Genomic DNA, 21,533 nt, shown 5'->3' on the forward strand with positions numbered 1-21,533 from the left:
TAAATCATGAAGTTTGATCCTGAGTTTTGGCGTGGTCGGCGGATTTTACTGACAGGTCATACTGGTTTTAAAGGCGCGTGGCTTAATCAATGGCTCCGTACCATGGGGGCCCATGTCATCGGGTTCTCTCTTGCTTCGGAAACCGATCCGAACCTTCATACACTTTTGGCACACAATGACGAGAAGAGCGTTATTGGTGATCTGCGAAGTTACTCGGATGTACAGAAAATTGTCGAAAAGCACCAGCCACAAATCGTTCTGCACCTGGCTGCACAGGCCTTGGTTCGTCGGAGTTATCGTGACCCACTAGAAAGCTTCGAGACAAATGTTATGGGCACGGCAAACCTGTTAGACGCACTAAGACGATGCCAATCTCTTGAAGCTGTGCTGGTTGTGACCAGTGACAAGGCTTATGAAAATGATGAAAGAGGTGTTCCTTTTTCAGAAGGCGATGCGTTGGGTGGTAAGGATCCTTACAGCGCGTCTAAGGGATGTCAGGAAATTGTGACTCACAGTTTTGCGCGAAATTATTTTGCGGATAAAGGAATTCCTGTTGCGACTGCGCGGGCCGGAAATGTTATCGGTGGTGGAGACTGGTCCGAAGATCGTTTGATGACTGATCTTGTTACAGCTCTTTACGAACAAAAGGATATTGTTCTTCGTAATCCACTGGCGACGCGTCCATGGCAACATGTTCTTGAGCCTCTTGGTGGGTACTTGCTTTATGCGCAGGCTCTGGCGACGGGAAAAATGACACTGCCGGCCTTAAATTTTGGCCCGCATGGCTCTGACAATGTGCAGACTGTTGTCGAAAAAATGCTTGATCTATGGGGCGGGAAAAATTCCTGGTTGTTGGAAGGGAAAGAGCAGCCCGCGGAAGCGCATGCACTTGCCCTTGATATTTCCAGAGCAGAACAAAGCTTGAATTGGCATCCCCGCCTTGATCTGGACGAAACACTGAACTGGATCGTTTCCTGGCATAAAGAGCACGCTGTGGGTAATTGTGTTAAAAACATTACGCAGCAACAAATTGAAACTTTCCAAACTTTATTGGCGAACGAATGAGCATATTGACTTGCCGCTCTTGCGGTACGGAATTGAAGCATACCCTTCTTGATTTGGGTAAAACACCTTTGGCTAATTCCTATGTCGAAAAGGGTAAGGAAAGCATCCCTGATTCACAATACCCGCTCCACGCTCGGGTTTGTAGCGAATGCTTCTTGGTTCAGGTCGAAGATGTTGTGCCGCCTGAAGATATCTTTTCTGACTACGCTTATTTTTCCTCCTATGCATCCAGTTGGGTAGAACACGCGAAAAAGTATGCGAAGAAATCGTCCGAACGCTTTGGTTTAAATAAATCAAGCCTGGTGATTGAAGTTGCTTCCAATGATGGTTATTTGCTTCAGCACTTTGTTCAAAATGGCATCCGGGTTCTTGGTATAGAGCCTGCGGCTAATGTTGCTGAAGAAGCGCGAAAAAAATCAGTGCCGACAGAGGTTGCATTCTTTGGCCGCGAAACGGCACGTAAAGTTAAGGAACAACACGGGGCAGCAGATTTGATGGCTGCCAATAATGTACTGGCACATGTGCCGGACATTAATGATTTTGTCTCTGGATTTGAAGTTCTTCTCGCAGAAGATGGTGCGGTTAGTTTTGAGTTTCCAAGCTTGTTGAACTTAATCGAAAAAGTTCAGTTTGATACTATTTATCACGAGCATTTTTCGTACCTTTCTCTTTTTGCTATCGAGAAATGTTTTGAACGGAACGGGCTACGTGTATTTGACGTTGAAGAGCTGGAAACTCACGGTGGGTCTTATCGTGTCTGGGCCTGTAAGGAGGCAAGTGACAGAACTGAAACTGAGAATCTGCACCTTATTCGTCAAAAGGAAAAAGCGGCGCACCTAGATAGCCTCGCGGGCTATGAAAATTTTGAACCCAGAGTTCGAAAGCTCCGCGAAGAACTGTTGAATTTTCTTCACAAGGCGAAGGATGAAGGTAAATCGGTTCTTGGTTATGGAGCTGCGGCTAAGGGAAACACTTTGCTGAATTATTGTGGTGTGGGTGTGGATCTGATTTCCCATGTTGCTGATCTTAATCCCCATAAACAAAATACGTTGTTACCCGGAAGTCGTATTCCTGTTATTGCGCCAACAGAAATCGTGGAACTCAAACCGGATTATATCCTGATACTGCCGTGGAATCTGAGGGATGAAATATCATCGTCTCTATCCTATGTAAGTGAATGGGGATGTAAGTTTGTTGTACCTGTGCCGACAACAGAGGTGATTTCTTGAAATTTGAGCAGACAGATGTTGATGGGCTCTTTTTAACTGAGCTTACGACCTTTGGGGACGAAAGAGGGTTCTTTGCGCGGGCCTTTTGTGACCAACTGTTTGCCGAGAACGGAATAGAATTTTCAGTTCGACAAATTAATTTATCTGGAAACACGTCCGAAGGTACGCTTAGGGGACTTCACTATCAAACTTCCCCTAAACCCGACCCCAAAGTGGTTCGCTGTATCCGTGGTGCGGTATGGGATGTTGTCGTTGATTTGAGACAAAAATCCTCGACATATCTCAAATGGTTTGGGGCAGAACTGACCGCAGAAAATCGCAAGGCTTTGGTAATACCCGGCGGCTGCGCCCACGGATTTTTGACTTTAGAGGACGATAGTGAACTTCTCTATTTAATGGGCGAGGAGTTTGTACCCGATTTGGCTGGCGGACAGCGATGGAACGATCCGGCATTTGCGATTGAATGGCCTTTTGAACCAAAGATTATTGCCGACCGTGACGCAAATTACCCTGATTATGTTGTTTCATGAGCCGTATTCTTGTCACAGGTGGGATGGGATTTATCGGCCAACATGCAGTCAAGGCATTGGAAGATGCAGGACATGAACTTCTTCTCGTTACGCGAAAACAAATCGAGGCAAAAACGTCTGGTGCCTTCTTGTATGGTGACCTTCTAAAAGAAGGCGAGCCAGAGAGAATAGTCAAAGAAGCCCGTGCGGAGTATTTACTTCATCTGGCTTGGGAGACTGAGCACGGCCATTTTTGGAATGCAGAAAGCAATTATCTCTGGAAGAAGCAAAGCATAAATCTTGTGACATCTTTTTGGGAGCAAGGCGGGCACCGAGCTGTTTGTGCGGGCAGTTGTGCAGAGTATGATTGGTCTGCCGAAACCTCAGAAAGTCCGCTGGATGAATTTCACAGCCCTTTGCTTCCAGGGACCGTTTACGGGCAATGTAAGGTAGATTGTTTTCGTACCCTTGAGAGCTTAAGCGATCTGACGCATAGCCTTGCTTGGGGGCGTGTATTCCTCCTTTATGGTAGGGGAGAGTCAGGCACGCGATTTGTACCTTCTATTATCACTTCTTTGCTCGATGATTGTGACGCTAAGATGTCATCTGGCTCTCAAGTGAGAGATTTTCTAGATAGCAGAGACGTTGGACGTGCTTTTGCTGCTTTAACGATATCAGAAGTTCAGGGCGCTGTTAATATTTCGAGCGGTGCAGGCGTTCAGCTGATCGATGTTGCAGAAATGATTGGGGAGCTCATTGGAAAATCTGAGCTGATAAAACCTAGAGCCTTCCCTGATAGAGCCGGTGAGCCCCTTAATTTGGTCGGCGGAAATCAACGCTTAACGGATGAGGTCGGGTTTGTACCTGAGTACTCTCTGAAAAGGGGGCTGTCGGATGTGATTAAGTATTGGCAAGACACGATCACACAAAATGAGTAACCGTATTCTAAGTGTCAGTAACATTAGAAAAGGCCCGAACACTGTGTTCGGGCCTTTTGTAAATAATCTTAAATCTTAGTTCGCAGGTGGAAAGATTTTGGACGGGTTAGGTGTTCGTATGCGATTTTTGAAAGACTGCAGCCGCGACCAGAATTCTTGACACCTGTCCAGGCTAATGCTGGATCAAGATAATCACAACGGTTCATGAACCATGTCCCCGTGTTAATGTCGTCGCCGATTGCCAAGGCGGCGTCTGCATCTTCAGTCCAGATAGAAGCTGTTAGACCAAACTCGCTGTCGTTCATCAGTTTGATGGCTTCTTCGTCGGAGGAAACTTTCATCACGCCTACGACTGGGCCAAAGCTCTCTTCGTTCATCACGCGCATGGAATGATCAACGCCAACAACAAGCTGAGGCGCAAGGTATGGAGTGCCTTCTTTATCAGCTGCAAAGAAACCTGGATCAATCAACGCTTCAGCGCCGGCTTTAACCGCTTCGGCAACTTGGCCACGTACAAATTCAGCGGCGCTGGTTTTAACCACAGGGCCCATGTTTGTATTTGTGTCTGTCGGGTTGCCCAGCTTGTACTGTTTCAACAGATCGACAGCACCGGATACAAAGTCGTCATATACGGAATCGTGCACATAAATGCGCTCGATACCGCAACAGGATTGGCCAGAGTTGAACATTGCGCCATCAACGAGGCTTTCGACAGCATAGGCAACGTTTGCATCCGCACGCACATAACCAGGGTCTTTGCCGCCGAGTTCTAAGCCTGTGGCAATGAAGCGTCCAGATGCGGCTTTTTGGATGGCGTGACCAGCAGGAACAGAACCAGTGAAGTTGACAAAATCAACACCGTCAGAACCGATAAGTTTCGCAGCGCTATCATGGCCCATGTGTAAGTGCTGGAAAACACCGTCTGGCAAGCCTGCTGCTTTGAATGCTGCGCTAAAACGTTCTGCGCAAAGCGGTGTTTGAGCTGCATGCTTCAGAAGGACTGTATTGCCAGCCAAAAGGGCAGGAACAATGCAGTTAACGGCTGTCATCAATGGGAAGTTCCAAGGTGCGACAACAAAAACGACACCGAGAGCTTCTTTGCGGATAAAGCGTGTGAAGCCTTCTTTATCACCAACGTTCTGGTCGGCAAGTGATTCCGGCGCAATGTCGATCATATAGCGCGCGCGCTCTTCAAAGCCGCCGATTTCGCCGGGAGCTTGTGAAATCGGACGACCGATCTGCCACGTAATTTCTTCGGCAATGGCATCTTTGTTAGCAACAAAGTAGTCAACAGCCTTGCTCAATAAGGCCTGTTTTTCGCTGATCGGCACTTTGCGCCAGTTTTTCTGGGCTGCGACGGCTTTGTCCAGGGCTGCCTGAATATCACTATCGCTTGATAGCGGGCGTTCTACGTAAACGGACCCGTCAACGGGTGAGATACATTTTAACAATTGGCTCATGGAAGGGGCTCTCCTTGGTGTTGTGGAGTATATTTTGTGAAACCTTCTTAAAGGTAACGAGAGCCTGCGACAAGATGTGCCAGCGGAAGCCCAGATATGCAATTTATGCATGGCTGTGCGCAAAAAATGCATGGCTTGTATGTGTCTGGCTGATAATTATACTTTATATAACACTTTAGTTTTTGGTAGCCAAATTTGTATATAATCGATGTTCAATAAGCTACCAATAGAAAATAGGAAATAGATAAAGAATATAAGTAAGCTGCGTTTCTTTGGGTTTTTCTGAATCACCAATCGCATAAATCATTACTTGGTAACTCTGTAAAGTCGGCGAATTGATGGTTACTAAAGGTATAAACTTGATAGGGTTGTTTGGATAAGAGGCCGTTAACCTTTCTCATGTCAAAATTATTGGCTGCAAATGGAATTAAGAAATCGTTAACAATAAAGTTTTATACTTTAATATATCAAACATATTGTCGGAGCATGTAGCTCGATCCTCATACTTGACCATCTTGCTCAAGATTGGGGCGACCTCAGGAGGAGAAAATGGCTCTTTCCGCACTAGGCTTATTACAACAAGGTCTTGATACCCTTCGTGGTCTTCGAGGTCAGGAACTCGCTGACCAAAATAAGGCTCGGGATCTGATAGGCAAAGGCACAGATCTTCAAAATACAACAGGCCAGTCCCAGCGCCCTGTAATTGATGACCAGATTGATGTTCCGCAAAGTTTATTAAAAGATAGTAATCAGGGCGATGATGCTCAATCAGGTGCTTTAACCCCCTCAGAAGCCGTTCAGCGTACTTTGGGGGCCGCACTTGATTCTATTATCGGAACGCTTGCTGAAGTCTTCGAGCGCTTGGGTAATACAAAAGAAGCAGCTTTGGAATTTGCGCAAAATCTGGTGAATTCTATTAAAGAGTCTGCAAAAAATTCCGATGAATTCAGCTTTTCTTTTGAACAGTCCGTAGCGACAAGCTCCAGAACGGCAATTTCCTATGCCGGAGCTGATGGAACAGCATCGGGTACAAGAGAACAAAGCTATCTGGCTGTTCAATCCTTGGATATTTATGTGAACAATACAACAGGTGAGCTGTCGTTTAACTTTGCGTCGGTACAAGCAGAAGTAACGCGGACAAGAGCTGTCGCTCAGTCCGGTTCTGCCGCGGGTGTAAACGCGTTATTGGGAAAGGTTATGAATGGACTTGAAGGGGGTAACCTTCTCGAGGCCGGGGATAATCTGTTGCTTGATAACCAAGGGCAAGGACTTAGTGAATTAATCCGTAAACTGGTGACAGGTCCTGAAAAAGATAAAGAAGAAGAAAACAAAAATGTATTAGAGCCGCTTTTCAAAGATGGCCCCTTGTTAACCATTCGTGGTCGAGAAGACATTCCCGCATCAGAAAAGAGTGGAGATGACGTAACCCGCTTGAAGGCGGATTTACTGGTCCCTATAGGTCAACTTTTTAATGGAGCCCGTGGTACTGAATTTGAAGGAAAAGACGGTGTTCGACAGCTTCTTGCTGACGCTTTTGGTGGTGAGAGAAATAGAACTGATATTAATACTTGAATAAGTCAAGTTTCGGGAGAAATCCCGGGAAGCAGTGTGCATGTGTTGTGCACCTACGGGCAAATCAAGGGGCTGGTTTCAGCCCCTTGATTTTATTTTATCTCTTTTGATTATTTCTGTTAGGGTCTGGCCAACAATCCGCCATCTACAACCAGTTCAGTACCCGTTATGTAGCTGGCTTTATCTGATAAAAGAAAAAGAGCTGCATCGGTAATGTCTTGGGTTGTGCCTGCGCGCCCAAGTGGAATAACGGTTTCAGTCATCCGTTGAGTTTCCGGGTTTTCTATCCATCTTTCCTGCATTGGCGATACGGTGGGGCCAGGTAATATAGAATTTGATCTGATGCTGTCTTTGGCACCTTCAAGGGCAACTGTTTTGGAAAGGGAAATAATACCGGCCTTTGATGCCTGGTACGCCACTTGTGGTTTATCATCCCCCCGCATTGCCTGGATAGAAGCGATATGTACCATCGCCCCTGAGCCATTCTTCCGCATATGTGGCATGGCGTGGCGACAGGTAATGATCATGGATTTGAGATTAATTTCCATGATGCGATCCCATGCATCCAAGTCGGTTTCTTCTGTAGATCTATCTTTGTCAAACCATAGAACCCCAGCCGCATTTACAAGGTAATCAATCCGTCCGGTTGCCTCGAAAGCCCTATCCATAACGCCTTTTACAAATTCCGAACTTGTAACATCGCCCAGCTCAAAATTAATCAGCTCTTTATGACTGTGCGTATTAAGATTTATTGTGGTTGGCTTGATATCAACAAGAACTACATTCGCGCCTTGGCTGGCAAGATCAAGGCCGATGTTAAGTCCCATACCACCTGCGGCACCGGTAATAATTGCTGTTTTTCCTGAAAAACTCATCGGAGCCTCATTTAATGACTGTTGGTTAAAATAATACTACAGGACTGAGCAATAAGAATTTGTCCTGTACCTGTAAAGAGTTGGTGTTGATGACAGCTATTTCAGGTTCATAAGTCGTTCAATACGCAATGATGTTGCGGGATGTGTCGATGTTAAGTCGCTGGCAAATTCACTGAAAGATCTGTTTGGGTTGATGATAAAAAGATGCTCTGTTGCCGTATTCTTTTCCTTTAGGTGTGCATGTCCTTCAATCTTGCCTAACGCAGATGCCAGTCCTTTGGGATTGCGCGTTAACTGCGCGGCCGTTGCATCGGCAAGATATTCACGCTCACGAGAGATTGCCATGCGAACGAGATAAGCAACCAGCGGAGCAAGAATGGCAGCAAGAAGCCATACGACGCCAACGATAATAAGGAGTGCGCCATGCCCGCCTTTACTATCTTTTTTCGATTTTGAGGAGCCGGAATAAAAGAACAACCGACTAATCCTCGTCATTATTTCAGCAAACACAGCGATGAGCCCAGCGCCGACAGCGACCAGAACAGCATATTGAACATCTCGGTTAAGGATGTGTGCCATTTCATGAGCGATGACGCCTTGAAGTTCATCACGGGACATAACATCGTATAGGCCTGTGGTGACGGTTACTGACGCTTTGTCGGGCCGCAGCCCTGTGGCAAAAGCATTAATTCCAGCATCCTGAATGATATAAACCGCAGGTTTGGGGAGACCAGAAGCAATGGCCATTTCTTCGACCACATTATGTAGATCTTCGTAAGTATTGTAATCTGCCTCTATTGCTCCGTTCATATGCAATAAGGTTTTGTCGGCAGCGTAGTAGGTCCAGATTAAAGCTAGAATTGAAAATACGATCATTCCGGCCGCTGCCAAAAGTCCCCAATCACTTAAGGCGGTTCGTCGCAAGAGCTGAAAAACATCAGCATCATAGGGCGATGACTTTAATGCTGGATGTGTCCCGGTAAAGATCTCTGCTGCCCAGCCGGATATGTAGCCAAGAAACGTAGCTGTAAAAATCATAATAAAACACAGAATAAATGAGTTCCGCTTATTCCGTGCTTGTGCCGATTTAAAATCTGTAGAAATCAGAGCAAGAGTATCTAATGACATCTATAAAGCCTATAGGAAGGGAAGGTATCTTAGAAAGATACTTTCGGTGGTTCCTGGGCTGCTGTCCGGGTTGCTTCGTCAAGCTCCCAAAGATCTTCGAGTTTGAATTTAAAAAATGAAGCAAAGATGTTTGAAGGAAACTGTTGTATGCGATTGTTTTGGGCTGTTGTAATATCGTTATAGTGTTGCCGGGCAAAAGCGACTTTGTTCTCTGTTGATGTCAGTTCTTCGGTTAAATCACTAACACTTTGTTGTGATTTTATATCTGGATAGTTCTCCATAACGGCCAGCAAGTTTGCCGTTGCATTGGATAACAGGTTGTTGCTTTCGATGGCTTCACTTTTGGAATCTGCATTGTAAGCACGGGTTCTCGCTTCGGTCACTTGGGTGAGAACGTCTTTTTCGTGTGCCATAAAACCTTTTACGGTTTCAATAAGATTAGGGATCAGGTCTAGTCGACGTTTTAGCTGTACGTCAATCTGCTTCCAGGCATTTTCAACAGAATTGCGTCCGGCAACAAGGGCGTTATAAACAGTGATGGCATAAAAACCTGCGACGACGACAATAGCTAGAACAATATATTCAGTCATGATTCCCCCTTGGATAAAACGCTTTCAAGATCAGAAAAGCGATAGAATACAGCTTAGATTTGAGCATTTTTCCTTGAAAATCAAGTTGCAAGTGTATTCATCGACTGAATATTGAGTCAGCTTGTTTACCCAAACGTTCCATTTGTCTTGTTTGTTGTTTTGTGGGGGCGGCGATTTACAAAGACGATTGTAATTCTTTACGATTTTTTGGTTTTCACTGGCTTTGTTCTGTTGGGGTAACAAGTTGTGCAAATTTCGCACTTAGTTCCATCGCAGCCACGTGCCGAACAGTATTCTCTGCCATAATAAATGATTTCCAGATGAAGGTCGTTCCAACGGTCTTTCGGAAAGACACGTTTCAGATCTTTTTCCGTTTGTTCTACATTTTTCCCATTGGTTAAGCCCCATCGCTGTGCAAGGCGGTGGATGTGAGTATCAACGGGAAAGGATGGCACGCCAAAGGCTTGTGACATAACGACGCCTGCGGTTTTGTGACCAACACCAGGTAACTCTTCTAATGCTTCCATCGATTGGGGGACGACGCCGTTATATTTGTCTATCAATATTTTAGATAATTCTGAAATTGCTTTGGATTTTCGTGGCGATAAACCACAGGGGCGGATAATTGCTCTGATTTCCTCTACAGGCACCTTGGACATGTCAAAGGGATTGTCGGCGCGGGCGAAAAGAGCAGGGGTGATTTTGTTAACACGTTCATCAGTACATTGCGCAGAAAGCAGAACTGCAACCAGTAATGTGTAAGGGTCTGTGTGGTCTAGCGGAATCGGCAGGGTGGGATAAATTTCTTTCAGGCGCTTGTTTACATACTCAACGCGATCTTTTTTTAACATTTTATCACTTATCTCGCAGATTCAGGAATTTTTAGCTTTTGATATACTTTATGTTAACGGTCACCACGAATAATCGTCTTAACTGCTATAAAAGCAACAGTATAATTCTCTCGTAAAGAGACTTGTTAATAAGGTCGGGTCAAGTCGTGTCAGAAGATCAAAACAAAAATACAGATAAAAACCAAGAACAAGCCATCGTTGATGATGTCAATTCAGATGTGCTTCAGGCTCAAGAAAACGTTGATGGGCGCGTAGAGGAAATAGAAGAGAGGAGTGATCGGGATCGGCAAGACGAGCTTGATCATGAAGTAGAGTTTGGGGTAGATCCTGAGTTAGAAGACGCACCTCGAACAACATTCCTTGGGAACTTTTCCGTAACAACAAGAATATCTTCCTTGATGTTGCTGGGTATTATTGCCCTTGGCGTTATCTGTGCAATTTATTTTGTGGGTGATGTTCTTCTGTCGCAAAACCGTGAACAACTGGCCCAGAATCAGGTGAAGTTAGCACAAAGCCAAGAGCTATTGGCTAAGGACCAAAGCCTGTTGGAAGAGTCTCAGCATGTTCAAAAACTAGTTGACGAGATCGAAGTTAATATCAACCGTCTTGCCTTGAACGAAAAAGATTTCTTATTAAAAAGCGATTTGAAATTTGAAGACCTTTTCTTTCAGGAAATGGATATTGTAAATGCCAAGTTGAAAGAGCTGAAGGAAGGGGCAACAAACGAAGAAATCAAAGCTGCGGCACAGGAACTGGAAAAAAGGTTACGTGCTTACGAAGATGGTTTCGGGGTTGTTGTTCAAGATAAATCTACCCTGGGTATGACAAAAAATGCTGGCCTAAAAGGGAAGCTTAACAATTCAGCTTTTGCGATCGAAGATAGCTTGAAAGCCCCGTACCTTATCAAGCTTGCTGGTGAGATGACGGCTATTCGTACAGTCGAGAAGACTTTTATTATTACGCATGAACAGGACGATATGAAAGCCGTCCTTAAACAGGGCAAAAAATTCCTTCGTAATGTGAAATATGCTTTGCTTTCGAAAAAAGAGAAGAAAAAAATTCAAGAACTGGTTGCCACTTATTTGAAGGATTTTGAAAATTTTGCAAATACGACCCTCAGCTTTGATGGTGGCACAGACCAATTGGTTGCAGCTTTTGGCCAACTCAGAGGCCCGATTAGCCAGATGGCGGATTTGAGCAAAGCTGAATTAGCTGTTATTTCGGAACGAGTCACTAAGGTATCAGCCGATGTCGAGGCAGTTTCTACGGATGTTAAAAAAGTATCACAGGAAGCTGACGAAAATGCATCTTCTATTCGTAGCTTGATTATTGGTGCAGCCATTGTGATTTTTATTCTGGTGGTGGGTATTGGCATTGTGGTTCTACGAAGCCTGACGGGCCCCATTCGTTTAATTACCAATGTAACGACACGTTTGTCTGAAGGGGATAAAGAGGTTGATATTCCTGCGGTTGATAATCGTGACGAAGTTGGTGAAATGGCGCGCTCACTTCTTGTCTTTAAAGAGAATTTGATCGAAAACGAACGCAATGAAGCTGAGCGTCGAGTGCAACGTCAGGAACGTGAAGCCCGTGCTAAACGCTTGGAAGAATTGGCTGAGCGTTTTGATGGTGAGGTGAGAGAGGTTCTTTCGGGACTTCAAAGCTCTACAGGCCGTATGGGCGATACGGCTTCTACGATGTCAACAATTGCTGATGAAACAAAAGCACAGTCCACTGCTGTTGCTTCGGCCTCTGATTTGGCATCGACAAATGTTCAAACAGTTGCTTCAGCAGCTGAAGAGCTGTCTGCGTCAATTAATGAAATCAGCAGGCAGGTTATGGAATCTTCGAATGTAACCAGTCGCGCAGTTAGCGAAGCAACCAAAACAAGTCAGACTGTTCAGGAACTGTCTGATGCGGCGCAAAAAATTGGTGAAGTTGTTCACTTGATCAATGATATTGCGGAACAAACAAATTTGCTGGCCTTGAATGCAACCATCGAAGCTGCAAGAGCAGGCGAAGCTGGCAAGGGCTTTGCTGTTGTTGCTTCTGAGGTTAAATCACTTGCCAATCAAACGGCTAAGGCGACAGAAGATATTTCAGAGCAAATCGCTGCGATGCAGCGCCAAACAGGATCTGCTGTTGATGATATCGAGGGTATTAGCAAGATTATTAATCAGGTAAATGAAATTGCTTCTGGTATTTCTGCTGCGGTGGAAGAACAAGGGGCGGCAACACAAGAAATCGCGCGTAATACTCAAGAGGCTGCGCGTGGGACACAAGAAGTTTCAGCCAATATTTCTGGTGTGAGTCAGGCTGCGGATAAATCGGGGCAGGCTTCGGATCAGGTTATGACGGCTGTTGATGAGCTGAAAACACAAGGGGATCGTTTGAATTCCCAAGTGCAGAATTTCCTTAAGGAAATTCAGAGCGCGTAGAAGTCAAAATTTGTACGCTTGCAAAATGCTGGGAACATACTCTGTTCTCAGCATTTTTTGTTTCCGGACCTTATGGCGTTGAGTGTTTTTAAGGCTATGTGTTTTTTTGCAACTTCTTAAAATGTAGCCTGCTGACTGCGATACCGGCCAAAATAAGTAATAAGCCTATTATGGTTGTCGAGGGTAATCGTTCCCCAAGGAATAAGGCGCCCCACAAAACGCCAAAAAATGGAACGAGATAGCCGACATAGGAAGCAAAGGTTACGCCGACTTCCCTGATCAGATAGAACCTGAGGATAAAAGCGAGAGCGGTTGGAATGAGACCTAGGTATAGAAGGGCAAGAATGGAATTGGTTTCACTGGATGCGATTGCAACCCATGGCGTTTCAAATATCAGGCTTACAGGTAAAATTAGCGTGGTGGCGGATATCAAAATTGATGCTGTTACAACAGTGTTCGATTTCTCTTTAATTCTTCGCACCAAAATTCCGGAACAGGCATAGCACATGGCAGCAAGCATTGTGATGATCTGGGCGTAAAAGTTATCCCCAATACCTGAAAAGGTTTCCAAGCCCAAAACAACTATGACACCTGCGAAACCAGCAAGGACACCCAGAAATTTAAACAGCGTAAACCGGTCATCCGTACTAAAAAAGTGTGAGAGTATTAGGGCGATCAGCGGCCCTGTTGCCATCAGGATCGCGGTGAGGCCCGAGCTGATATACTGCTCGGCCCAGCTGATCATTGCAAAAGGGGCAGCCATACTGAAGAAACTTATGAGGATGATCTGATGCCAGAATTTTTTGTCTGTCGGTAGGCTCAGAGATCGAGAACGCATATACACATAGATGACAACAGTTGCGACCAGAAGGCGACCTGCGGCTATGGTTGCCGGGGGGATATCCTCAACTGTAATTTTTATAGCTAAAAAGGCGGAACCCCAGATAGCTGCCAAGGATGTTAGCAGTAAAAAATCCCAAAATGTCGGTGCGCGCATTATGAAGTCCTGAAAAGCATTTGTTAGCCGAAGCGTATTTATTTAGTGACAGCTTTTGCCTCTCGCCAGAGAATGCGCAAGGAAAAAATAGGATTTGTACGATAGCGGTAAGAAACTTCGGGTGGTAAAAATTAAAAATATACCGCATCTGTTTATTCTTTGTGGCTTTATAAGCACTTAAAAGGCATATAGTCTGTAACTGTTATTATTTTGAACTAGATACTTTTTTATGACTGAGCAGAACGTGCAACATCGTCCCAAAATTGTGGTCATCGGCAATGAAAAGGGCGGATCAGGTAAGTCCACAACGACAATGCATCTTGTTGTTTCTCTTTTAAAAGAGGGATACCGGGTGGGGACGATCGATCTTGATGCCAGACAAGGCACTTTGTCCCGGTATCTTGAGAACAGGTCTAGTTTCGCGAAGGGAACAGACAGTTCAATTCCTATGCCTGAACACAGGCGCGTATACCGTTCTCAGGCGCCAACGACAGAAGAAAGTGAAACCGAAGATCGCGAGAACCTTGAACAGGCGATGACGGAACTTTGGGAACTGGATTTTATTGTCTTTGACACACCGGGGAGTGACAATTATCTGTCACGGCTTGGCCATAGCTATGCGGATATTTTGGTCACCCCATTAAATGACAGCTTTCTTGATATGGATATGCTGGCAAAGGTAGAAGTCGAGGGTGACGAACTCAAACTCACACCAAGTACCTATAGCCAAATGGTGTGGGAACAACGCCAACAACGGGCTATACAACGTAAAAAACCCATCGACTGGGTGGTGATGAGGAATAGGCTTTCCCATATTGATGCAAAAAACAAAAGAGACATGGGAATTTTGCTGGAACACTTGGCAAAACGCTTACAATTCCGGTTAGCATCGGGCTTTGGTGAACGTGTTATTTTCAGAGAGCTGTTTCCCAAGGGGCTTACCTTGCTTGATCTGGATCAGAAAGGTACGGGTGTTACGATGAGCATGAGCCACGTCGCAGCTCGTCAGGAAGTACGCTCTTTATTGAGCACTATTGGTTTGGGAAAAGAGGAACCCTCAAAGGAAACATAGGTTATGATCAAGGCTATGATTTTGAGGATAGATAACTATATAGTATCGAAAGTTTCTTTTTCTGCTCATCGCCATGGTAGAGGAGTTTTCGTTGCCAGAGAGAAAGCCAGCTATATCAGGAAAGTCGGCGCCCCCGGCAAAAAAATCTACAGATAAAGAGGTAGATATTTTTCTGGATAAGCTTGCGCGCCTTCCGAAAACAACCTCGGCAAAGGGACGTCTTATTTTTGCCTTGGATGCAACGGCAAGTCGGCAGATGACTTGGGACCAAGCCTGTCATATTCAGGCAATGATGTTCAAAGAAGCAGGCCGTGTTGGTGATTTGGAAATTCAGTTGATTTTTTATCGAGGCTTTGGTGAATGTAAGGCATCGACTTGGGTAAGTGATACCGATCATCTAACTAGGTTAATGACATCTGTTCATTGTCTGGCCGGAAGTACGCAAATTGAAAAGGTTTTAAAACGTGCTGTTAAAGAGACCACTAAGAAGAAAGTAAATGCCCTAGTTTTTGTCGGGGATGCAATGGAAGAAGATATAGATACCCTTGGTCATCTCGCCGGACAATTGGGATTACACGGGCTTCCATGTTTTATGTTTCACGAAGGTGGCGATCCCATTGTTCAAACTGCTTTTAAACAATTTGCAAGGCTATCGGGCGGGGCTTATTGCCCTTTTAATGATGGTGCTGCCCAACAGCTAAAAGATCTGTTAGCTGCGGTTGCTGTTTTTGCTGTTGGTGGGCGAAAGGCCTTGGTTGATTATTCGCAAAAAAATAAAACAATGACGGCAAAACTACTCGCTCAAATCCCTGAATGAGCAACATAACACAATAAAAAATCGACGGAGCTTTTAAACGTGATTGTCTATTTTATTCTTGGTGTAGGACTGTTCTTAGGGTCAATTTTTCTGGCTCGTTGGTACAGCCGGGCAAATCCGACAGCGGTTCTGAAAACGATCAAAGTTATCCTTGCCATAATTGGTCTCTTTATCGCCCTATTTTTGCTCTTCACTGGGCGAATATTCATGGTGCTTGCTGCGGTACCCTTGCTTCTTCCGCTGTTATTGCGTTCACGGGCTTTGTTTTCGCGTATGAAGGCAGCGGCAGGCGGGACCGCAGGGCAGAGTTCAGAAGTGGTGACCAAGTTTCTCAAAATGAATCTGGATCATGATAGTGGAGAAATGGATGGATTGGTGCTGAGCGGGGATCATGAAGGACATTGGTTGTCTGAATTGAAACTTGGTGAGCTAGAAGAGTTATACCGGCATTACTGTTTGGAGAATCACAAGTCTGCCGAATTGTTGTGGGCATACGCTTCAAGGCGCTTTGGTGAGAGTTGGACGAGTAAAGAGAGCGAAAGTGCACAGGGCCAAGGTGAGGCGGATGATGACACAGATGATAAGCGTACAAGAGGCCATATGGATAGCCATATGGATAGAAAGAAAGCATTGGAAATTTTAGGGTTAAAAGGAAAGCCATCGGCAGAAGAAATCCGACAGGCACACAGGAAGTTGATGCAGAAGTTACACCCGGATCATGGCGGTAGCACCTATCTTGCTACACAGGTTAATCAAGCCAAAGAAATTCTTTTGAATGGCGCTGGTTGAGTTTCCACCTTTACTATGGCAAAGACATAACTAATTTTAAATTTATTGAGGAGTGCGGCTTCTATGCGCCGACCCGTTCGTAAAGCGATTTTCCCTGTCGGGGGACTAGGAACCCGATTTCTACCAGCAACAAAAGCAATGCCCAAAGAAATGTTGCCTGTTGTTGATAAACCTTTGATCCAATATGCCGTAGAAGAAGCCAAAGCTGCGGGAATTGAAGAGTTTATTTTCGTTACGGGGCGGGGAAAAACGGCAATAGAAAACCACTTTGATCGCGAATATGAGCTGGAATCTGTTCTTGAAAGCCGCGGTAAAGAAAAAGAACTCAAAGATTTGACGAGCTTACTTCTCGAAGCAGGCAGTGTAACTTATATGCGCCAGCAAGAACCTTTGGGGTTGGGGCATGCCGTTTGGTGTGCCCGCAATGCAATTGGGGATGAACCCTTTGCTGTTTTGCTTGCGGATGATTTGATACAGGCTGGTACGCCGTGTCTCAAACAGATGATTGATAATTATCAGGATACGGGCGGACATTTGGTCGCGGTTATGGATGTTCCAAGGGAACAAACCAACCGTTATGGTATTCTGGACGTTGTCTCGGAAAATGGTCCTTTGGCAAAAGCCCGGAGCCTGATTGAAAAGCCTGCACCAGAAAATGCTCCTTCTACACTGTCAATTATTGGACGGTACGTGTTAGACCCCTCTGTTTTTACTGAGCTGAATAAAAAAGAGCGCGGAGCTGGCGGGGAAATACAGCTTACAGATGCTTTGGCCGCAACGCTTGATAACGTTGACTTTCATGGCTTGAGGTTTGAGGGAACCAGATTTGATTGTGGCAGTAAGGCCGGGTTCCTAGAAGCTACGATTGCCTATGCTCTGGAACGCGAGGACCTTGGTGGTCGCATGCGTGATATTCTGAAAAAATATTCAAATTAAGATGATGGCGGATACTTTGTCGCAAGTATCCTAAGGAGTAATAAATGCGTATTGCAATGATTGGTACCGGCTATGTTGGTCTGGTATCCGGAACCTGTTTTTCCGAATTTGGAACTGATGTTGTTTGCGTCGATAAAGACGAGAGCAAAATTGAGGGCCTCAAAAACGGCGTGATTCCAATTTTCGAGCCGGGTTTGGATACGCTTGTCAAAAATAACGCGGAAGCGGGCCGTTTGACTTTTTCTACTGATCTTGCTGCTGCGGCTAAAGATGCGGATGCTATTTTTATCGCTGTGGGAACCCCACCCGGTGAAAATGATGGACAGGCCGATCTTTCTTATGTTTATCAGGCCGCAAAAGAAATTGCTGAAGTCATCGATGACTATAAGGTCATTATAACAAAATCGACAGTACCCGTAGGTACAGGGCGTGCTGTAGAGCGCATTATTCGTGAAACGCGGCCTGACGCAGATTTTGATGTTGTCTCTAATCCGGAATTTTTACGTGAAGGGGCAGCGATTAATGATTTTATGCGCCCTGATCGGGTTGTGATTGGTGCCGAAACCAAACGTGCGCAAGACGTGATGGCGGAACTTTATCGTCCGCTATATCTAATCGAAACGCCTATCTTGTTTACGAAGTTGGAAACATCGGAACTGATTAAGTACGCGGGGAACGCTTTTCTTGCGACAAAGATCTCTTTTATCAATCAGATGGCAGATCTATGTGAAAAAGTTGGTGCCGACGTGCATCAGGTCGCCAAAGGCATTGGTCTGGATGGGCGTATCGGTCGAAAATTCCTTCACGCTGGTCCTGGGTATGGTGGGTCCTGTTTCCCAAAAGATACACAAGCTCTCGCCTATACAGCACGCGAGTTTGGTGCGCCTGTCAGTCTGGTTGAAGATGTTATTTCCTATAACAGTGTGCGCAAGCGTCAAATGGCCGAAAAGATCATTGCCCAATGTGGCGGTTCTGTTTCAGGCAAGAAGATTGCTGTTCTAGGGCTGACGTTTAAGCCAAATACAGATGATATGAGGGATTCGCCGAGCCTGGATATTATTCCTCATTTACAGGAAAATGGTGCAAAAGTTAGCGCATATGACCCTGAAGGTATGGTCGAGGCGGCTGAACTCTTGTCTGATGTTGATTATGGTGAGAACGCCTATGAGATTATGAAAGATGCGGATGCACTGGTTATTGTGACAGAATGGAATGAATTCCGTCGGCTTGATCTGGAGCGTGTCAAAGGGCTGTTGACCTCGCCGATTATGATTGATCTGCGCAATATCTATAATCCGGACGAGATGAAAGAAGCTGGTTTTGACTACCTTTGTGTTGGTCGCCCGCTTTCTGCATTTTCTGTTAAATAAAGTTTACGTTTTAAAACTCTAAACCTGACGAGATCGCCTTGTATAATTTTGATCCAACCATCATTCGTGAATATGATATCAGAGGTATCATCGGTGAAACACTTTCTGCTGCTGATGCAACCGCGATAGGAAGGGCCTTTGGGACCATTATTCGCCGCGCTGGTGGAGACAAGGTTGCCGTTGGCTATGATGGAAGGACATCTTCCCCCGTTCTCGCCGAGGCGCTGTCGCAAGGTTTGAGAGCATCAGGGGTTAGTGTTTACGGTGTTGGTCAGGGGCCGACGCCGATGCTGTATTTTGCGGCCTATACCTTGCCTGTCGATGGCGGTATCATGATCACCGGATCTCATAATCCGGGGAATCATAACGGCTTTAAGCTTGTACAGAACAAACAGGCGTTTTTTGGCGAACAGATCAAAGAAATTGATCGTGTCGCAAAGTCTGGTGATTTTGAAGAAGGGGAAGGCGCATATATCGAACATCCTATCTTTGATTCTTATATCGCCCGACTTCTTGACGAAGTTCAGTTCAAGCAAAGTAATTTGAAAGTTGTCTGGGATGCAGGCAATGGCGCAGCGGGCGAAGCCATGACAGCACTTACGGCACAACTGCCCGGACAGCATGAACTTTTGTTTGCTGAAATCGACGGAACATTTCCAAATCACCATCCCGACCCGACGGTTCCGGAAAACCTTATTGATTTGCAAAAAGGGATTTCAGAAAATAAAGCAGACCTAGGCATTGCTTTTGATGGTGATGGCGACCGGATTGGTCTGGTTGATTCCGAAGGCGAAATTTTATGGGGGGATCAGATTATGCTGTTCCTTGCCAAGGGCGTATTGAAAGATCTTCCCGGTGCTACGGTCATTGCCGATGTAAAAGCCAGCCAGGTTCTTTTTGATGAGGTTGAAAAAGCAGGCGGAAAGCCTGTTATGTGGAAAACGGGTCATTCTCATATTAAATCAAAAATGATTGAACTTGGGGCGCCGTTTGCGGGGGAAATGTCAGCGCATCTTTTCTTTGCCGATCGTTATTATGGCTATGATGATGCCTTATATGCTGCCGTTCGCGTTTTGAACCTTCTCGAAACAGAAGGTTTGTCGCTTGCGGAATTCAGGAAATCACTTCCAAAGGCAGTGAATACACCTGAGATGCGGTTTGAATGTTCTGATACCCGCAAATTTGACGTTGTTGACGAAGTTGCTGCACGTCTGGCCGAAGAAAAAGCTGATGTAGTTTCTGTTGACGGGGTTCGGGTCAATACAGCTGATGGGTGGTGGCTTTTACGTGCATCTAATACCCAAGCTGTTCTGGTTGCCCGTTGTGAGGCATCTAGTGAAGAGGGCTTGAAGCGATTACAGGCACAGCTTGCTGAGCAATTATTGAAGAGCGACGTTGCTATTCCGAATTGAAAGTATTGATGGCTGTTAAGGGCTATCAAACCAGAACACAGAACATAAAAAACCGGATAAAAACGTTGTCCGGTTTTTTTGCGTAAATTTTGTTCTTAACTGAACGGAGAGAAGACGCTGTTCTCAGGTTTTTAAAACAACCCGGGGGGAACAGCGACACATGACATCCGTTGTTGTTTAAGTTCTCTACAGGCATTACGGGCGGCAATCTCATCAAGACCTTTTAGCCGAGCTCTGTAGAGTGAACCCTCTGCCTTATCAACTTGCTGAATGTGCACCTGAGTACCTGTTGGTGTTGATTTTATTTGCGCCAAAGCTTGGTCTGCGGCCATTTTTGCGGGCTCATAATTTTTGAATGCGCCGACTTGAATTCCCCAATCTGTAATTTCTTGAGCAGCACTCCCGACAGGTTGTACCGCTGCAATCTGTTCTGGAGCAATCTGCCCAGGAAGAGACAGACCAGTAGATGCGGTCAGGATAGGCTGAGGCGCTGGTTGTGGCGGGGCGGAGGCGATAATAGTTTCACGACGGGGGTTCCGCTTTGGCGCGACAGGTAACTTTGCAACCTGAGTGATGCCAACACGTTTGAAGCTCTTATCCAGAATTTCTTTCATATGACGGTCACGAGAACGACCAGTCTTTCCCCCGAAAACAACACCGATTAAACGACGCTCGTTACGTACCACAGATGCAACCAGATTAAAGCCAGAAGCGCGGGTGTAGCCTGTCTTTACACCATCAGTTCCCTGATAACTGGCAAGGAGCTTGTTATGGTTTCGATAGGATCTGTTCTTGTACTTATAGCTCTGCGTTGAAAATAGGTGATAGTACTGGGGAAAATCACGCTTTAGCGCGATAGCCAATTTTGACATATCGCGTGCCGTGCTCAATTGACCACGGTTTGGCAAGCCAGACGCGTTACGGAATGTTGTTCTGGTCATACCCAAGGCATGTGCCTTTTTGGTCATCATTCTGGCAAAAGTTGTTTCTTTTCCACCGATGGCTTCTGCCATAACAACAGCTGCATCGTTCGCAGATTTTGTGACCAGTGCCATAATCACATCTTTGGTCGAAATGGTGCTTTTGTATCTCAACCCAAGTTTTGACGGTGCCATGCCAGCAGCTCGCTTTGATACGGGGAGCTTTTGTTTCATGGTCAACTTGCCCTTTTCCAAGGCATCAAATGCCATGTAGAGGGTCATCATTTTTGTCAGGGAGGCAGGATAATTACGCGTATCTGCGTTTCTACTATATAGAACTTCGCCAGTATGTGCATCAATCACAAGGGATGCGTACTTGGCCTGTGCCGGTGCCATAAGCACGAACAGGGTCAGAAGCATAGTGGAAATGAGCTTCAGTCCTAGGTTCATTAATTCCCCCCCCTTTAAATGGGCTTGTCGATAAATTTTAGGCGATTTATCGAATGTTATAACTCAAATACGTCTACTAACCATTTAAAACAGAAGGATTCTACATAAAATCGAT

19 protein-coding genes are annotated in these 21,533 nt (G+C 45.4%); 12 read left to right on the forward strand and 7 right to left on the reverse strand.

Annotated elements, in window-relative coordinates:
* Positions 1-6: 6 nt before the first annotated feature.
* From rfbG to ACN0QW_RS15905, 4 genes are read left to right on the forward strand one after another with little or no spacing between them, the layout of a single operon-like run.
* Positions 7-1,065 carry a CDP-glucose 4,6-dehydratase gene (gene rfbG, locus ACN0QW_RS15890; RefSeq protein WP_417432716.1) on the forward strand — a complete coding sequence of 353 codons (1,059 nt, stop codon included), beginning with the start codon at positions 7-9 and terminating at the stop codon, positions 1,063-1,065.
* Positions 1,062-2,294, forward strand: a complete 1,233-nt coding sequence (locus ACN0QW_RS15895) for a methyltransferase domain-containing protein (RefSeq protein WP_417432718.1) — start codon at positions 1,062-1,064, stop codon at positions 2,292-2,294. The genes rfbG and ACN0QW_RS15895 overlap by 4 nt, the downstream gene beginning before the upstream one ends.
* Complete coding sequence (gene rfbC / locus ACN0QW_RS15900) at positions 2,291-2,824, forward strand: dTDP-4-dehydrorhamnose 3,5-epimerase (protein WP_417432720.1); 534 nt, start codon at positions 2,291-2,293, stop codon at positions 2,822-2,824. The genes ACN0QW_RS15895 and rfbC overlap by 4 nt, the downstream gene beginning before the upstream one ends.
* Entirely contained in the window at positions 2,821-3,741 is a 921-nt protein-coding gene (locus tag ACN0QW_RS15905) for an NAD-dependent epimerase/dehydratase family protein (protein WP_417432722.1), read from the forward strand. Before rfbC ends, ACN0QW_RS15905 begins: the two co-directional genes overlap by 4 nt.
* Before the next feature lie 68 nt (positions 3,742-3,809).
* On the opposite strand, the gene ACN0QW_RS15910 is transcribed toward ACN0QW_RS15905, so the two are convergent.
* Positions 3,810-5,201, reverse strand: coding sequence for an aldehyde dehydrogenase family protein (locus ACN0QW_RS15910; protein ID WP_417432724.1), 1,392 nt, complete (start codon positions 5,199-5,201; stop codon positions 3,810-3,812).
* Positions 5,202-5,750: 549 nt separating this feature from the next.
* Here ACN0QW_RS15910 and ACN0QW_RS15915 point away from each other — a divergent pair.
* Positions 5,751-6,773 (forward strand): hypothetical protein, encoded by a 1,023-nt coding sequence (locus ACN0QW_RS15915; protein WP_417432726.1) that lies wholly within the window; start codon positions 5,751-5,753, stop codon positions 6,771-6,773.
* Between the two features lie 119 nt (positions 6,774-6,892).
* On the opposite strand, the gene ACN0QW_RS15920 is transcribed toward ACN0QW_RS15915, so the two are convergent.
* The 4 genes from ACN0QW_RS15920 to nth form a co-directional block, all read right to left on the reverse strand.
* On the reverse strand, positions 6,893-7,648 hold the full coding sequence (locus tag ACN0QW_RS15920; RefSeq protein WP_417432728.1) for an SDR family NAD(P)-dependent oxidoreductase: 756 nt from the start codon (positions 7,646-7,648) through the stop codon (positions 6,893-6,895).
* Between the two features lie 96 nt (positions 7,649-7,744).
* A complete protein-coding gene (locus ACN0QW_RS15925; RefSeq protein ID WP_417432730.1) occupies positions 7,745-8,776 on the reverse strand; it encodes a M48 family metallopeptidase in 1,032 nt (343 codons plus the stop codon).
* Between the two features lie 29 nt (positions 8,777-8,805).
* Complete coding sequence (locus tag ACN0QW_RS15930; protein ID WP_417432732.1) at positions 8,806-9,366, reverse strand: LemA family protein; 561 nt, start codon at positions 9,364-9,366, stop codon at positions 8,806-8,808.
* Positions 9,367-9,563: 197 nt separating this feature from the next.
* Positions 9,564-10,217 (reverse strand): endonuclease III, encoded by a 654-nt coding sequence (gene nth, locus ACN0QW_RS15935; protein WP_417432734.1) that lies wholly within the window; start codon positions 10,215-10,217, stop codon positions 9,564-9,566.
* Positions 10,218-10,363: 146 nt separating this feature from the next.
* Here nth and ACN0QW_RS15940 point away from each other — a divergent pair, with 146 nt between their 5' ends.
* Positions 10,364-12,655 carry a methyl-accepting chemotaxis protein gene (locus ACN0QW_RS15940; RefSeq protein ID WP_417432736.1) on the forward strand — a complete coding sequence of 764 codons (2,292 nt, stop codon included), beginning with the start codon at positions 10,364-10,366 and terminating at the stop codon, positions 12,653-12,655.
* Between the two features lie 94 nt (positions 12,656-12,749).
* On the opposite strand, the gene ACN0QW_RS15945 is transcribed toward ACN0QW_RS15940, so the two are convergent.
* Entirely contained in the window at positions 12,750-13,652 is a 903-nt protein-coding gene (locus ACN0QW_RS15945; protein ID WP_417432738.1) for a DMT family transporter, read from the reverse strand.
* Between the two features lie 229 nt (positions 13,653-13,881).
* On the opposite strand from ACN0QW_RS15945, the gene ACN0QW_RS15950 reads away from it, so the two are divergent.
* The 6 genes from ACN0QW_RS15950 (at position 13,882) to pgmG (ending at position 20,048) form a co-directional block, all read left to right on the forward strand.
* Entirely contained in the window at positions 13,882-14,724 is an 843-nt protein-coding gene (locus ACN0QW_RS15950; RefSeq protein WP_417432740.1) for a division plane positioning ATPase MipZ, read from the forward strand.
* 91 nt (positions 14,725-14,815) lie between these two features.
* Positions 14,816-15,541, forward strand: coding sequence for a VWA domain-containing protein (locus ACN0QW_RS15955; protein ID WP_417432742.1), 726 nt, complete (start codon positions 14,816-14,818; stop codon positions 15,539-15,541).
* Positions 15,542-15,580: 39 nt separating this feature from the next.
* On the forward strand, positions 15,581-16,330 hold the full coding sequence (locus tag ACN0QW_RS15960) for a DnaJ domain-containing protein (protein WP_417432744.1): 750 nt from the start codon (positions 15,581-15,583) through the stop codon (positions 16,328-16,330).
* A gap of 63 nt (positions 16,331-16,393) precedes the next feature.
* Positions 16,394-17,266, forward strand: coding sequence for a UTP--glucose-1-phosphate uridylyltransferase GalU (gene galU / locus ACN0QW_RS15965; RefSeq protein WP_417432746.1), 873 nt, complete (start codon positions 16,394-16,396; stop codon positions 17,264-17,266).
* 44 nt (positions 17,267-17,310) lie between these two features.
* A complete protein-coding gene (locus ACN0QW_RS15970; RefSeq protein ID WP_417432748.1) occupies positions 17,311-18,636 on the forward strand; it encodes a UDP-glucose dehydrogenase family protein in 1,326 nt (441 codons plus the stop codon).
* A 32-nt stretch (positions 18,637-18,668) separates the two neighbouring features.
* The gene (gene pgmG, locus ACN0QW_RS15975) at positions 18,669-20,048 is read left to right on the forward strand and encodes a phosphoglucomutase/phosphomannomutase PgmG (RefSeq protein ID WP_417432771.1); all 1,380 of its coding nucleotides are present in this window, start codon (positions 18,669-18,671) and stop codon (positions 20,046-20,048) included.
* Between the two features lie 131 nt (positions 20,049-20,179).
* On the opposite strand, the gene ACN0QW_RS15980 is transcribed toward pgmG, so the two are convergent.
* Positions 20,180-21,418 carry a serine hydrolase gene (locus ACN0QW_RS15980; RefSeq protein WP_417432750.1) on the reverse strand — a complete coding sequence of 413 codons (1,239 nt, stop codon included), beginning with the start codon at positions 21,416-21,418 and terminating at the stop codon, positions 20,180-20,182.
* Between the last annotated feature and the right edge of the window lie 115 nt (positions 21,419-21,533).

This window comes from Kiloniella sp. (assembly GCF_048259265.1).
Taxonomy (GTDB): domain Bacteria; phylum Pseudomonadota; class Alphaproteobacteria; order Kiloniellales; family Kiloniellaceae; genus Kiloniella.